The organism is Tunicatimonas pelagia (assembly GCF_030506325.1).
GTDB classification, from domain to species: domain Bacteria; phylum Bacteroidota; class Bacteroidia; order Cytophagales; family Cyclobacteriaceae; genus Tunicatimonas; species Tunicatimonas pelagia.
On sequence record NZ_CP120683.1, the window covers coordinates 544,203 to 559,831 of the forward strand.

The following is a 15,629-nucleotide window of genomic DNA, read 5'->3' on the forward strand; positions in this document are numbered from 1 at the left end:
AATAATGACTAGCGGCAAAGAACAATCCGCAATTTAACAATCGAACAATTGAGCTATTCTTTCCCCAGTTCCTGAAAATCTAGTAACTTGCCGGGCAAAGGGGTTAACCGAATGCAAGACCGTAAATGTATTATTCATGCCCAGCTACTCGATGTGATGCTGCATCGGTTGTGCCATCAGCTTATTGAGAACCACGCCCATTTTGAAGAAACCGTATTATTGGGATTACAACCGCGCGGCATCTACTTTGCCGATCGTATTCAGCGCCGACTAAAGAAAATCTTAGATAAAGAAATAGATAAAGGGTACCTGGATACCACGTTCCACCGCGACGATTTTCGGCGACGGGATTCCCCACTGACCCCAAGTAAGACCGATGTTTCATTCTTGATAGAAGACAAAAACGTGATTTTGCTCGACGATGTACTGTATACCGGGCGTTCGGTACGAGCCGCGCTCGACGCTATGGTCACCTTTGGTCGTCCGCGCAAGGTTGAACTAATGGTACTCATTGATCGCAAGTATACCCGCCACTTACCCATTGAACCTGACTACGTAGGTCGAGCGGTTAATACCATTGACTCCCAGCGGGTATTAGTAGAGTGGGAGGAGCAAAATGAAGAAGACGGAGTTTGGATCACTTCTAAAGCGACTACATAATTAATGGCCACCGAAACAACTACGCAAACACTACGCAGCCCCCACTTACTAGGAATCAAAGACCTGTCTGCCGAAGAGATTCAACTCATTTTCTCCACCGCCGACCAATTTAAAGATGTACTGAACCGCCCCATCAAGAAGGTGCCATCTCTCCGGGATGTGACCATTGCTAACGTGTTCTTTGAAAACTCAACCCGCACCCGCCTCTCTTTTGAGCTGGCCGAAAAGCGACTTTCGGCCGATGTGGTTAATTTCTCTTCCTCATCAAGTTCGGTCAAAAAAGGAGAAACCTTGCTGGATACGGTCAATAATATTCTGGCCATGAAGGTAGATATGGTGGTGATGCGTCACGCTAGCCCGGGAGCACCCCATTTTCTGGCGCGACATATCGGTGCTAATGTGATTAACGCCGGTGATGGCACCCACGAACATCCGACCCAAGCCTTGTTAGACACCTACTCTATCTACGAGAAATTCGGTCAGGTGGCCGGAAAGAAGGTAGTGATTGTAGGCGATATTATGCACTCGCGAGTCGCACTTTCCAATATTTTCGCCCTACAGAAATTAGGAGCCGAAGTAATGGTCTGCGGCCCGGCTACGTTGCTTCCCAAATATATCACTGAATTAGGTATCCAGGTTACACTAGATTTACGCGAAGCGTTAGAATGGTGCGATATTGCCAACATCTTGCGAATCCAACTGGAGCGTCAGCAGGTGAAGTACTTTCCTTCATTGCGGGAATACTCCTTGTACTACGGCGTAAACAAGAGGCTATTAGACAGTCTGAACAAATCGATCACCGTTATGCATCCCGGACCGATTAACCGCGGAGTAGAGCTGAGTAGCGACGTAGCCGATTCCGATCAAGCCATTATTCTAGATCAAGTTGAAAACGGAGTTGCCGTCCGTATGTCCGTGCTTTACCTGCTAGCTTCGCAGATTAAGAAGACCGATTGATGAGCTTTACCCCGTAAGCTACTGCACAACAAACTTTCCGCTAAACGTTGACTCCGAATTTTGCTGCACTCGGTAAATGTACAGACCCGGTGGCACCCTCTGGTTGTCAATGTCTGTGCCCTCCCACTGTAAATTATGATAACCCTCCGTTAGAGAGTAGCTCTGGTCGGCTACCTGCTGCCCCGTAACGTTGAATATCTTCAGCCGAACGTCAGCCTTTGTGTCGGGTACTGATACTGGAATGGCCAAGGAAGATGAAGTAGGGTTCGGGTAAGGAGTACCTACCGAAAACCGGTCGGGTTGCATTGCTTCTTCTATGTCTCGGCTAGTACCGTAAAACAGTTGAAATCTCCGACCTCGATTCGCCACAAAGCCGTAGCTAGATACTGAACGAAGATCGGTCTTAACCAAACTCTCTAAATCCAATAGCATTAGCTGATAATCGCTGTTACCAAACTGAGTATTGTCCCACCGTAGCGTGATAGCCGAGCCACTAGAAGCGGCTACTTCAAAATCCCATACGAAAGCATTTTGGGTAGGAACCACGTCTTGAGTAAACGAAGAATTGAAATTATCCCGCCGGGCAAAGCTTATATCCAGGTATTCAATAAAACGAGGAGGAACTAATGCATCAAACCGATCGCCGTTAATCTTAGCCTCCGGGTGCATACCTACCCCACCTAACTCATAAGACTGCTGACCTGACTCGAGCGTAAAAGGAACCAACCACGCACTGGAGCTTAAGTCCTGACTAAACGTATTTTTTCTTATTCCAGCATCCAAGCGAGCCGCCGGTGAAACCGGAACCTGTAGCGTGACTGAGCCTGTAATGCCCGTCGCCTCCACAAAAGCTCCCTCAAACGGACGCAACTGGGTTTCGCCCGGAAGCCATCCCTGACCGTGCTTCCACTTTAGCAGCTCTTTCTTGATAGCCCCTTCGGCAATGATACCTAGGCCTTCATTGAACTCGATCACGGCTCCCCAATCAATATCAGATAAATACGGGTTACTGATTAAAGTAAACTCTTGATTAATCGTAATCGGAAAAGTATTGCCAGTAAGCCCCACCGTTTGCCCATTAAGCACAATAGTGCTATCGAAATTTCGGTAAGCAAACATATACCCCACCCCCGGTGCAAAGTTGGTAAACTCATTACGCTCAAACTGCTCATAAGTATTGTTAGATGAACTGTAACGATACAATGCCCAGTTGCCCGTATTGTCGCTCTTGAACTCTCCTAATTCGGTTAACTGCCCACTCACCGATTGCGGTTGCAGCGGAATACCAATCATCTGATAATCAAGTTGCTGAGGATTTTCCGGGTTAGCAATTGCGGATACCCTCAGCAAACTGAGCGAAGTAAATTCACGATTAATTATTTTCCGCTCAGTAGTTGCGGTATTGCCCGCCCGGTCGGTTACTGCAAAGTAATATTCTATCCCTACTCCATCATCACCAAGCAGACTGCTCAAGTCAGAAACGGATAGTGTAGTACTATAACTCCCATTCTCTTGCACTACCATTTCTTGCTCAGCAAGGTTCTGGTCTCCTACCTTACGATAAAATAGCTTCACTGATTCTTCGTCTATACCAGACTCATCATTGGCATTTATGGTGAAGATAATATCATCACCATCGCGGTAGGTAGTAATTATTGTCTCAGGAACAATTTCGGGTAGCGTCGTATCCTCAACATCAACTACTTCAAAACTCGCTACTGAATCAACAACTTCTCCGTAGCTAATACTAATAGGATAGATTTGGCCTACAATAGCAGTATTCGGGACTAAAAACACAACGTTGGTGGCGGTCTGTTCAGTAGGGATTGCTGCTTCGTTACCAAAGAGCACGCCTACCTCACCTAGTTGAGTACCCGTTATGGTGACCTGCGCACCAACTATGCCTTGCTTAGGAGTAACGCTACTTACTGAGGGATCGCCTCCATCGTCAATAATGATTGATATCTTATCCTCAAAAATAATTTCAGTCCCGCCCTCGGGTGTTACCTTTACGTCGTAATCCCCTGCCGGAATGTCTGGTGCTGTAATTCTAATGGTGGTTCCTTCCGCGTTCACATTATTCACATTTACGGTTGTCTCCCCTATGCCCACAGTTGGGTTACTTCCAAACCCGAAGCCCTGAATCACAACCTCAGTACCCGCCGTTACACCTTGTAAAGGTACCACCTGACTGATAAAAGGAGCTTGCGGCTCAATAATTGATATTTTATCGTCAAAGGTAATTTCAGTTCCACCCTCAGGGGTTACTAGTACATCGTACTCTCCCGCTGGAATTTCAGGAACTAAAATGCGGATAAAGCTTCCTTCAGCGTTAATACTATCAACAGTAATAGTAGTTTCGCCAATTTTCACCGTTGGATTACTTCCGAAACCAAAACCTTGAATAATTACCTCCGTGCCAGCAACCACGTTGCTCAATGGGTTTACCTGAGTGATAGTGGGTTCAATAGGTTCTTCGCCCACTAAGAAGTTTTGAGAGACCGCAACATTTTCGTTGGGTAAGCGGACAATGATGTCGTAAAAGTCATCCTCCAGATCAGGAACGGTCACCCAAAGCTGCGTTCCTTCGGCAAACACCTTCTCCACTACTGCTTCGTTTTCACCGAAAAACACCTGAGCAGTGCCAATCACCGAACCAAAATTGCCCCCGTACAACCGAACAGCATCTCCCGAATTGCCTTGATTAGCACTGCGATCAAGAATTAGAGGTTGAGGCGCACTTTGTATATTGTTGGTAAGCGATAGTAGCACGTTAGCACTCGCCAGCCCAAATTCACCATCTTCTCCAAAAGCTACTATAATATCCTGATCGCCATCGTTATCAATATCCTCGGTCACAATAGTATTAGGTTGCCCCTTAGGTACCGTCACTAAAGTTTCTTTGGTAAAAGCAGCCGCTCCGTTGTTTTTAAACCACGTAAGCGTTCCATTATCAGCGGCATCGCCATCGTTTTCCGAACCTACCAGAATATCAATATCCCCATCGCCATCCAGGTCAGTGGCATCCACGGCAAAGGGTTTTGCGGCGGTACCTACATTCTGAGGGGTAGCAAAATCTCCGTTTCCCTGATTACGAATAAGGGTTACGTTACCACCATCGTTAGAAACTACTACTACATCCAAATCCTGGTCTCCATCAAAGTCCGCAATAGAAGCGGCTCGGGGGTTATCTACCTGAGTATTATTCGCAATTACTACCGGAGCAGCGAAGTTACCGCTACCCAAATTTCTGTACCACTGTACCCCATCTTCATCATTTCCTCCTTCTTCGGCATCTTTATCGCGTATAACCACCAGTAGGTCGGGTAACCCTTGTTCATCACCATCAAGATTACCAGCTTCCAGAACCCGCGGGCGTCCTGCAGTTTCATCAATCTCTTTTTCTTCGGGAAACTCTCCGCCATTATTCTTGAAGAAAATGATATTTTGGGTAAAGAAATTGGTTAGTATAATATCAGGACTTCCGTCCTGATCTATATCTTCGGCCAACACATCACTGCTGCCAGCGTAGTTGGTCGTTATCGTTTGAGGTGCCGGAAAGTTACCACCTCCCTGATTTTGGTACCACCTTAGCTCACTTCCGCTGCTCGGATCATCCGTTAAAGCAATATCGGGTCCGTTGGTACCATCAAAATTGGCACTGCTCACTGCCCGGGGGCCGGGCAAATTATTTTGTAGCGGAATACCCGTATTGAATGAACCGTTGTTATTGGGATACCAGCGAACGGCACTACCCAGCTTAAAAGCCACCGCTACATCTAAATCGCCGTCCAAATCAAAGTCGGCCATAGTAGCATCCCGCCCACCCAAAGTAGTTGACTCCAACGTCTGGGCACTTAACTGCTCACTTACAATTACACCGGTTGCTCCTTCTTGCTCAGCTTCAAACTTCACCAAGTAACTATTTTTTAGTGCTACCCCATCGTTCCTTCCCGACCAATCGGTGAACCCCCCTATGAAAATATCGCCTGCATTCGTAATGCCGAGCGCAAGAGCATAGTCGAAGCGATCACGACCGTAACGTTCAACAAAGGTGGGAGCACTAATATCGGGCGGAAATATTGCTAAAAAGGCATCAGCCTCGTCGTTGTTAGCTATTTCGTCGAAAAATCGCTCGTCGCCCACATCTGGGGTAATACTAGTAATGCGCCCCACAACATGTAACAGATTGTTATGCACCGCTATATCATACCCCTGTTCAAAGCTCCGGCCATCCGAGCCTCCCCTTCCCCCCACCTGATACACATTTTGGTAGGCTCCGTTCAATGTGTAGCGAGCCAAGAAGAAATCATAGTCTGAAGCCACGGTTTTGATACTAGCAGCTTCCGCACTGGCGGGATCGAAGTCCATCGTGTTTCTAAAATCTCCGGTAATGTAGAAGGAGTTGTCTAAAATGACTAAGCTACGAGAGCGATCATCACTGTTGCTATTGGAGCCTAAGGAAAAGGCGAAGTCAAATTCATTGCTACCTAGATTGTACTTCGCACAAAAAATATCACGAGCTCCTTGGCTAGCTTCAGTATTTGCACCCGGGAAAGACAGGTTATTGCTAAACTCCCCCGCAAGGTAAACGTTACCCTGATTGTCAATATCCATTCCCTGCGAACGTACTATTCCCATTCCTTTGGCTACCCCCGAATCCACCAAGCCATTCAAATCTTTATCAAACACCAGAACAAACAGGCCATCTTGAGGAGCATTGTCAGAAAAGGGGGAAACAGGTGGGTTAAAACTGCCGGAAAATAACTCTACGGACTTTTCGTAGTAGCCAGTAATATACACATTGCCATTGCTGTGGACGGCTACGTTCTGCCCGCGCTCATTTTCCGGTGAAGACGACTGTATTACCTTTTGTACTACTAGATCAGAAGTTGTTAGCGAGGCTAAGTAGATATCTACGTCGTCGCCTACCTCGCCACGGGCGTGGCCTACTACGTAGAGCAAGCTTTCGTCGCTGCTAAGGGCAATACTCCGAGCCACGTCATTAAAGCCCTTGTAGTCTAATTGCCTGATGTTCAGTAGGGCACCATCCGAGTTGTATTTAGCCACAAACATATCGGCGTTAACATCATCAGGGTCAGCGTTTCCATCAACCGCAGTTAACCGACCGCTATTGGTTCCGTTGGGGTCAAGATTAATGGTACCACTAAACCAGCCCGATACATAGACATTGCCTTGGCTGTCGGTGACTACTCGGGTAATTTCATCTTCGCGGTTTTCGCCTTCATTTTCAAATACCCACTGCTCGTCTAGCTCAATTTCTTGGGCATAGCCCACAAAAGATAATAAAGCAAGTGCCAGAAGAATGATATACGTTAGGTTAGGTGTCTTCTTCATCGTAGTTTTATTTAGTTGGCCAGAGATGCATCAGTTGGGAGAGCTGGCTCGGGGATAGTGCTATTATTGTCATCTTGGGGTCTGAGTATAAAGTACAAAGCAGCTCCCACTCCTACGGATGCACCAATGTAAAGCCCCAGCGGTGTTTTACGCTTAATACTAAATGTACCACTCTTTATTCCGGTCTGCACATTCGGCTTTTTTAAGAAAAGTTGATAGTCTTCCCCTCTTTCCGCTGTTTTGGGTACATTCCAGGTGTAAGAGCTATTCACCAAACCAGACTCCAAGGTGCTCACATATTGATTGTTCCGGTAGAGTTGCAGTGTCAGCGGATCCGGGCTGCTACCACTTAGGTTGATCGTATACGCTTTTCCTCGCTTATACGTGTCCTCTACCCTGGTAAAGGTCACCGCAGGCATTGCCCTTGCGACTTCTTCCGCTCGTTGTTGAGCCAAACGTTGCTCCTCTTGGAACTTCCGCAGTTGTTCAATTTTTATTTCGGTAGCATCATCCTGATACTCGGGGTCAAGTTCCCGACCCAGCGTCAAACTTTGTTCGTAGCGACTGATTGCCGAGTCGAGTTCTTCAATTTCTTCAAAGTACACACCCATTAAGCGAGCCGTAAGTGGTTCTTGGTTAATAGCAAAAGATGAATCGAGCAATACCTTCGCTTCGACTAGCTGGTCATTTTGTAGGAGTGTGTCGGCTCGGTTTGCGTAGATACGCCACTGGGGCAGCAGTTCTTCTAAAGCCGAAGGGTCGTCACTATCGGGATCACTTCCCTCGATATTAAACTTCACATAGCTAATAAGAGCCTGCCACTGATCGCCTTGGGGTAGCAACTGTATGGTTGCCCGGCGGGGCTGCGGCAGTTGGTCGCCGTACTGGCTCTCAAAGTCTAGAATAATGTAGTAGTTATCGCCGTCAAATTCTATATCATGAATAGTTCGTAAAGAATAATAGATATTTAACCGCTCCTGACTGTTGTTTCCCTGGTAAAAAGCATTGAAATCATTCAGATACGTGCGGATAGGACGCTCTTTCATGGTCGCGGGCGGAAGGTACTCCTCCTCGTAATCGTAAACGATGTAGGCAGAATCAACAAAAATCTGGCGATTGCCCGGAGTAACGAACTCACTAATCATTCTTTCGCGAAAGGCTTTGGAAATTCGGGGATTAATCAACTCCCGCATGGCCGAGGCATAATCCTGCAAGGTACGCTCGGCACTCGATTTCATCAGGTAGATATCGTCGTCAGATAAAGTATCAGTGGCTTGAGCCAGAGCAGAACCTGCTGTGAGGTAAAGCCCTACAACCATTAGCCCGATAAGTTTTATTATAGTCATGGTAGCATAAGTTAGGGTAGGTGTAAGACCTTCCTTCGGTATCTGTTCTTCTCATCCTCATTCACCGCAATGATAGAATTAATCAGCCAACCCGAATTGGTAGACTGCCGATGGAAGTCTTGCACTTGAAATATCCAGTTATTTATTTGTAGAAAATGATAAGTAATATGATCTACCTGTTTAAAGATAAGATCACGCTGGTAGAGCAAGTTCATAAAGGTGACCAGCGGACGATTGATATGCTTAGGTACTACGTAGCCCTCCAGATTGGCCGTATCTTTTAGCGCATCAACCAACGCCATAAAGTCAGTACCAAAACTAGCGGGGTTCAGAGTTTTGGAAGCATCGTAGGTTGAGTCTACTCCAAAGGCCAGATCATTGGTATCATTCGGTAAAAAATCACCCTGCACGCTATTAATAATCCAGCGGGATGCTTTTGTTTCTTTGTCTACCTGAAGGGATAAAGTCATGGTAAAATCCACCTTTTCTTTTTGGTACTCTCCGGTACAATCTAGCTCGGCAAACCAATCTTTATCATAAAAGTCCAGATAGGGGGGCGGAACCGAATCATTCACCTGGTTAAGAAACTGTACTACTTTTTCCTGATCCCAATCTTCCCGTTCCATGTTGAATAGACTACGGACTAAATCAAGGCGACTCACCTCATCCAGGTTGTATTCTTCCCGCAAGTACTGACGAATGGGAGTATAATCGGCATTGTTAAAGCGATCCATAAACTCATCGATCTGCTTCACCTGCCAAGCAAAGTTTTCCTGATACGGAAACATAATATCCTGGCCTACTGAGGGACACGAGAGCAAAAACAGCACCGCAAAAACATACAGGTATTTGGTGTTCATCACTTCTCCCGAGTTTGCTGAACGCCTATGTCGGACAAGAACACATCCCACTTCTGCTTTTTAACACCTTCGTCAAACACCTCATAGCGCGCCAGCACCACTTCTATATTTTTTTCAGTGACATCTTGGTACTGAATTTTATTATCTATGTAGCCGCGAAAAAGCTGCTGAGCGGCAATTACTCCGTAGTACTTACCATCTTGCCCGGGCCGTAACTGGCTCACCAGTTGAGCTCGCATCCAGACCAATTCTACTTTATCGTAGGGAAGCATTCTCAGCCGATCGAGGTACTCCGGCACTGTAAATTGCCGCTTTTCATCCCGGTTTACCGAAGACACTTCAATTTTTACTGAATCGTTAATGAATAGCTTCACTGCTGCTCTTATCGCGTACAGCTTATCTTCTTCGTCTTCTTTCTTATTAGAAATAATTCGTAGGTACTTCCCAAAATCATTGGCTTTCACCTCGGCCATCCGCTCAAAATGCGCCTTTTGTTCGGCTGACAGGTTAATTACATCACCAGCAGGAATAGTTGAGGTGGAAGCGGTTACTATTTCTTCAGGATTGAACGCTTCGGCCATTGAGTTTGATGATTCGCCGCTTGCCATTTCGCTAATTTGAGAGCTAACCTGGACTAGCCCCTGCGCCACCTTTTCGGGCGAATCGTACAGTTCGTGGCGACCGTCTTTATAAATTACCAGCAGTACGTCCTCAGTGGATAATTCGTTTGTCCCCTGATCGCCCTGATACTTTATATCGGCTCCCTCCACTTCAATAAACTGAGCCGCTACTACCTGTCCGGTCTTGGTAATAATTTTATGGTTGTTTTCGCTTGTTCCCGATACCCAATCCGTATCGCCTTCGCCCGGAAGTAGGTAGTCGCCATTTTCTTTAAAAATCAGCAATGCTTTGTCTTTCTTCAGAATATAGTCGGGGCCTTCTTGGTTTTCAGGATGCTTGTATCGGATTACCTGCTCGGTCACTTCAGTGATTACACAGGCAATTGGTTCATCATCAAGTTGATAGATTACGTCATCACTGGCCTGTCCGATAGCCGGAATAATCAATACCAGTAATAATGCGCTTAATAGGAAAAGTTTCTGCGTCATATCTCAATTATTAGGTTGGGTTACCATAAATTCTTGTTCAAACCCATTTTTAAACTCAATGCTTCGCACCCGGTCTACGTTGATATCTTCTTTCCGGCCACGACGCGCTACATTTTCAAAAGTGATGGCTTCTTCATCAATCTCGAGTATATTTCCTCCCAGATAATCTCCGTCTTGCAGATTGATTTTATCCATAAAGTTTACCCGGTGGTCGTTGTCATACCGAATGGCAACTACTTTCCGTAGAGGTAGCCGCTTCGCTTCGCGGGTATACACATTCTTATAGTACAGATACTTCTCATCATAACGCTCAATCAGGGCTAAGATAAGCTGGCCACCAATCAGAAAAACTTGGCTATGCTCCACGAAGTAGCGGGGGCCACGTTGGTACTCAATAAATTTGATAAAGGCGTTAGGAACACGCTGCGACTGAGCATTTTTTACACCCTGGGGAATATACACGATACTATCGATACCAACTTCCAGCACTTTGGCTGCTACCTCCGTATTATCCATAAAATGGATCACATCCTGGGCGTGGATGCGCGGCACCAGCAACACGGCTAGCCCCGAAAGGGCAGTTAGGTAAGGAAGTGTAGGTAACAACGATAATAGCTTAATACAATCACTATTTGACTTTATCCAACATCTAAGCTACTAAATTCTCAACTTAAGCACAAAGTTTATACGTAAATTACAATCATTAGTAGCCCAGGAGGCTAAAGTGTAACCGCTAAGGTACCTACTTCTGAAGAAAAAATTTGGATAGCGCGCAAGAAATACTCTACAAAGGGTCAATTGCGGGGTTAAAGAGCTGAAGAACTGGATGAAGAAAAAAATACATTACACCTATTCTATCATTCAATTCTTCAGCTCATCAGCTTCTTATAAACTACCAGCTACCGACGTACTCGCTATTGTCAGACTGGAGCCCTTGGTACTGCTGCAGCAAAGCTTCGTAGCGTTCGTAAGCATCCTGACCAGGGCGCTGATCGGCCTGCCCCAGCATGTAGTAGAGGTAAGATGTCTGGTCGGCCAACATAGGGGTCATGTAGCGACCTTCGGATGTGCTTACTTTTTCTAAAGCTTCGCGGATAGAGGTTAGTTCGCGCTGCATAGATTTTTTGGCGGAGCCAGTGTCCATCAATGAGTCTATTTCACCCTTTCGCATACTGAGGTCGTACTCTAACTTGCGGATATCCGATAGCAGGTCGCGCACCTTCAGCGAGAAATCTCGTTGAGCGGTTAAGTCTTCCGAGCTAATCGCCTCCAGTGACCGAGGGTCGGCTCGCACTTCGGCAGTTTGGGTATAAGTACTACCGTTGGCCACAAGTTTGATTTCGTAGGTTCCCGGAACAACCAATGGGCCACCGCTACCCCGTCGGCTAATTTCTTCGTGCCAGGGTCCGGCGTGACGCAGATCCCAGATAACCCGATGCCCCCCGCTACCATCGGGTAGTACCGTCTGGTAATCTAGCGAAGTATATTCCGTACTCATATCACGTTGATCGGCACCCCGAGGGTTATCAGCAGTTTCGCTTACCGGGTTGCTGCTAGAAAACTGACGAACCAATTGTTGCTCGGCATTCCGAATTTCAATCTGCACCTCTTCGGCATCACTGGCTAAGTAGTAGTCAATAACTAGCCCGGCAGTAGGGTACATGGGGGTAGCGGAAGAATCTGTAGCGTTGTAGTGCATTCGGTAGGCCGCGTTGGTTGGGAACAGCACGACCTCTTGGCTGGCAACTTCGGACGTTAGTGCTCGAACCGGAGCCAGGTTATCCAAAATCCAGAACCCACGACCCATGGTAGACAATACCAAATCGTTGTCATGCACCTTCATATCGGTAATCGGGGTCACCGGAAGGTTCTGCTGAAAGGGTTGCCACTGCTGCCCATCGTTGAAAGAAACGTACACTCCATTGTCAGTACCCGCGTACAGCAAGCCTGCCCGCTCGGGGTCTTCCCGAATAACGCGGGTAGGAACATCCGCCGGAATACCATTGGAGCCATCCGTAAGCAGGGTCCAAGACTGTCCGTAGTCTTCCGTTTTATAGATGTACGGCTTAAAATCACCTAACAGATAGCGATAGGTAGCAAAGTAGGCTTTGCCTGCCTGATGGGGCGATGGCTCTACCGTTTCTACCCGTCCGCCTCCGGCTAAGCCTTCGGGGGTTACGTTCGCCCACTCTTCCCCGCCGTTGCGGGTTACGTACACCGGGCCATCGTTCGCTCCCGTCCAGATCACTCCGGCTTCCAGCAACGACTCCCGAATGTCGTAGATTGTGCTGTAGAATTCTTCTCCGGTAATATCGCGGGTAATGGGTGAGCCGGAAATTACTTGGGTTTCCGGGGTGAAGGCAGTAAGATCAGGCGAGATCACCTCCCAGGTTTTACCTTCGTCGGTAGTTTTATGTACGTACTGCGAAGTGTGATAAATTACATCTGGGTTATGGGGTGACACATGGATGGGTGACACTCGCTGGAAGCGGAACTTCAGGTCTTTCGGATTGTGACCGTACATATTGGATGCACCTACGTAGTACTGCATCTCTTGTCCGGTACGTTTGTCGTACACCCCAAAACGACCTTTACAGTTGGCGTACACAATATTAGGATCACCCGGCTTGGGTACGGCAGGTCCCGTTTCACAACCGCCGGTATTGATAATATACGAGTTAGAACCTGCCTGTACTCCGTAGGGAGGCAAACTGGGCACAGCAATGGTTGAATAATTATCTTGCTGTCCGGCGTACAGCCAGTAAATAAACTGATCGTCTACATCTACTTGGTAGAGTTCAGCGGTAGGCTGATTAAACTGAGTTGACCAGCTTTCGCCACTATTCAATGTTACGTTTGCCCCACCATCGTTAGACTGTACCCAAATGGAAGTATCGTTAGGGTTAATCCACAGATCGTGATTATCGCCGTGGGGAGTAGGAAGCTTTGTCCAGTCTTTACCGCCATTATCCGATCGGAAAAAGCGAGTAGCACTACCGAATACAATATCGGCATCTAGCGGGTTAGCATCTACATTGCAGTAGTAGAACGGGCGGTCGAGTAATTCTTTTTTGGTGCTTACCAGCGTAAAGCTTTCTCCGGCATCGTCGGAACGGTACAGTCCCCCCTCGCCTACCGGGGCTTCTACTAGCGCGTACAGTCGGTTAGGATCATCAGCAGAAACGGCCAGGTCAATCTTTCCAATAAGGTCGGAAGGTAGCCCTTCGGTTTTTTTCTCCCAGGTATCACCACCATCAGTCGATTTATAAATTCCTCCTTCGGTGCTGCCGCTGATAATCGTCCAGGGCTTACGCTCGGCCCGCCAGAGGGTGGCGTAGAGCACTTGGGCATCATCCGGCTTAAACTCTAGATCTACCGCCCCTACGGTGTCCGAGTGAAATAGCACTTTCTCCCAGCTAGCTCCGCCGTCGGTAGTGCGGAACACCCCTCGCTCTTCGTTAGGGGCAAAGGCGTTACCAATAGCGGCAACAAACGCCCGGTCGGGGTTGCTGGGGTCAATTTCTACCGCGCCAACCTGCCCGGCATTCTTCAGCCCTACAAACTCCCAGCTTTCTCCGGCATTGGTAGATTTATACACTCCCTTTCCAGCGATGACATTGCTACGTAGCCCATCGGAACCCGTACCTACGTAAACAATATCAGGGTTAGAAGCCGCCGCTCGGATGGCCCCGGTAGAGGGAGTATTAAAGTAGCCATCGGAAACGTTGTTCCAGCTTTGCCCGTAATCAGTAGTTTTCCAGACTCCGCCCCCGGAGCTGCCCATATAAAATACGTTAGGCTGCCCGGCAATGCCCGTAACCGTGGTGACCCGCCCGCCCCGCGTGGGGCCTACCGAACGATAATCCATACCACCTAACAGGTTGGCATCTTGAGCGTAGAGCGTGAAACTCAACCCAACCGAAAGTAAGAACGTAAAGGTTTTGGTAAATGAGTGTAGCATAGTAGAATTTTTGAAAATCGTAGGTTCAATAATAATAACATTTTGCGATCAATGCTAATGACGGGGGAAATCTTAGGGTGCGACCGATAAAATATACGATGTAGCTCGGTAACCTTACAGGTTAACCCAGAAAAGAGGCAATTCTGCCGTCAGCGGAAGTATTCTGATCTGGAAAATGACTATTCTGGTCAGAAACCGCACTTTTCTACTCCGGTATGTCACTATTCTGTTGGTATAGCGACTTTTTGAGTGAGATAGCTATGGTTGACAAGGGAAAAATAGATTTTTCTAATTTGAAATATTGTTATACCGATGTTAGAGAGGGTCTTGCGATTGGGAAAATGGTTGTGATGTTAGTATCTATATTTCATTTCTGTCGCTAGGTAGTATGCTATATTCAGATTTGTTGCCTGAAAGTAACACCTATGTTTTAGTAGGTTAGTAGATGTTCATTTTTGTCTTGAAACAAAAACGAACCAAAAAATTCAAGGCAAAAAATCATGCTGCGCTCTGAGCTTACGCGCCCCCCGCAATTTTGCCCGGCCAGCACACCAAGTTGATAGATTAAGTTATAAAGGAATATGAGTAGCTCAACCTATTGTTTTAATGCAATCTGCATTGTATTAGCTTGATGATAGTAACAGAAAAGGCTACTTTTAAAAGTAGTCAATAGTAGATTTTTACCAATAAAAGGAGACGATAAGAATTGCAAGAATCACTGGAAAAATTTGTTAATACTGTAGTTGAGGAGAAAGTTTTTCTCTTTGAAAGAGGTCAGCTAGACTTTAATTATCAAGAGCTTGTAGATAACGAAGTTGTTACAATTGTTGGTGAGGAAATTCAGATTTTGGACTCCCCTATCTTCAGTGAAGCATTCTATACAAAACTGAGTAGCAGGCTTGGAATCACGGTAAATGAAGACTTTAACTCTATTGTTGAGTTTTATCATACAGCATACGAATATTTTCGAGAAGGGAACAAATCAGTATCAGAGTTGCGTAAGCAGATGAAGAATCTTCTCAATAGTTTATTTATTATGACTTATACTATAGAGGAAGACGGGAAACCATTAGAAGATTTTGTTTTTAGTTTAAAAACAAGTGATAATAATGTTTTCATATACGAATTTAGCGAAGCATTCTCGAGGAACTTGCATAGATTAAAAATCCCAATTGATAGGCTACGTAGGATTTTAAAACACCACTATAGTCAAATCGAATCCAATGATTTTGGAATATCAAGGTTTATGAATGGGGTTGAAAGCTACTGTGTAGTAAACCCAAGTGAAGGTAAGTTGCTTTTAGAAATCTTTTTAGAATAGGAAGAAGAGCCAATTATCAATATTAACGTAGCACTTTTAACTGGACTCTACAAGTCA

9 protein-coding genes are annotated in these 15,629 nt (G+C 46.3%); 3 read left to right on the forward strand and 6 right to left on the reverse strand.

Going from position 1 to position 15,629, the window contains the following annotated elements; translation table 11 throughout:
• Positions 1-111: 111 nt before the first annotated feature.
• A complete protein-coding gene (gene pyrR, locus P0M28_RS02165) occupies positions 112-660 on the forward strand; it encodes a bifunctional pyr operon transcriptional regulator/uracil phosphoribosyltransferase PyrR (protein ID WP_302207790.1) in 549 nt (182 codons plus the stop codon).
• Between the two features lie 3 nt (positions 661-663).
• Complete coding sequence (locus P0M28_RS02170; RefSeq protein ID WP_302207791.1) at positions 664-1,617, forward strand: aspartate carbamoyltransferase catalytic subunit; 954 nt, start codon at positions 664-666, stop codon at positions 1,615-1,617.
• Between the two features lie 18 nt (positions 1,618-1,635).
• On the opposite strand, the gene P0M28_RS02175 is transcribed toward P0M28_RS02170, so the two are convergent.
• The 6 genes from P0M28_RS02175 to P0M28_RS02200 all read right to left on the reverse strand — a co-directional run bounded on the left by P0M28_RS02175 (position 1,636) and on the right by P0M28_RS02200 (position 14,251).
• Entirely contained in the window at positions 1,636-6,975 is a 5,340-nt protein-coding gene (locus tag P0M28_RS02175; protein WP_302207792.1) for an FG-GAP-like repeat-containing protein, read from the reverse strand.
• Between the two features lie 11 nt (positions 6,976-6,986).
• Positions 6,987-8,321 (reverse strand): Ser-Thr-rich GPI-anchored membrane family protein, encoded by a 1,335-nt coding sequence (locus tag P0M28_RS02180; protein WP_302207793.1) that lies wholly within the window; start codon positions 8,319-8,321, stop codon positions 6,987-6,989.
• Between the two features lie 11 nt (positions 8,322-8,332).
• Positions 8,333-9,181, reverse strand: a complete 849-nt coding sequence (locus P0M28_RS02185) for a hypothetical protein (protein WP_302207795.1) — start codon at positions 9,179-9,181, stop codon at positions 8,333-8,335.
• Positions 9,181-10,290 (reverse strand): hypothetical protein, encoded by a 1,110-nt coding sequence (locus tag P0M28_RS02190; protein ID WP_302207796.1) that lies wholly within the window; start codon positions 10,288-10,290, stop codon positions 9,181-9,183. The genes P0M28_RS02185 and P0M28_RS02190 overlap by 1 nt, the downstream gene beginning before the upstream one ends.
• A gap of 3 nt (positions 10,291-10,293) precedes the next feature.
• Positions 10,294-10,896 (reverse strand): hypothetical protein, encoded by a 603-nt coding sequence (locus tag P0M28_RS02195; protein ID WP_302207797.1) that lies wholly within the window; start codon positions 10,894-10,896, stop codon positions 10,294-10,296.
• A gap of 286 nt (positions 10,897-11,182) precedes the next feature.
• Positions 11,183-14,251 (reverse strand): WD40/YVTN/BNR-like repeat-containing protein, encoded by a 3,069-nt coding sequence (locus P0M28_RS02200; RefSeq protein ID WP_302207798.1) that lies wholly within the window; start codon positions 14,249-14,251, stop codon positions 11,183-11,185.
• Between the two features lie 706 nt (positions 14,252-14,957).
• On the opposite strand from P0M28_RS02200, the gene P0M28_RS02205 reads away from it, so the two are divergent.
• Complete coding sequence (locus tag P0M28_RS02205; RefSeq protein ID WP_302207799.1) at positions 14,958-15,572, forward strand: hypothetical protein; 615 nt, start codon at positions 14,958-14,960, stop codon at positions 15,570-15,572.
• The last annotated feature ends 57 nt before the right edge of the window (positions 15,573-15,629 follow it).

Excerpts from the sequence above, each read along its gene's own strand:
- P0M28_RS02190 (WP_302207796.1), bottom strand. The coding sequence starts at position 10,290 with ATGACGCAGAAACTTTTCCTATTAAGCGCATTATTACTGGTATTGATT.
- P0M28_RS02175 (WP_302207792.1), bottom strand. The coding sequence starts at position 6,975 with ATGAAGAAGACACCTAACCTAACGTATATCATTCTTCTGGCACTTGCT.
- P0M28_RS02185 (WP_302207795.1), bottom strand. The coding sequence starts at position 9,181 with ATGAACACCAAATACCTGTATGTTTTTGCGGTGCTGTTTTTGCTCTCG.
- pyrR (WP_302207790.1), top strand. The coding sequence starts at position 112 with ATGCAAGACCGTAAATGTATTATTCATGCCCAGCTACTCGATGTGATG.
- P0M28_RS02200 (WP_302207798.1), bottom strand. The coding sequence starts at position 14,251 with ATGCTACACTCATTTACCAAAACCTTTACGTTCTTACTTTCGGTTGGG.
- P0M28_RS02170 (WP_302207791.1), top strand. The coding sequence starts at position 664 with ATGGCCACCGAAACAACTACGCAAACACTACGCAGCCCCCACTTACTA.
- P0M28_RS02180 (WP_302207793.1), bottom strand. The coding sequence starts at position 8,321 with ATGACTATAATAAAACTTATCGGGCTAATGGTTGTAGGGCTTTACCTC.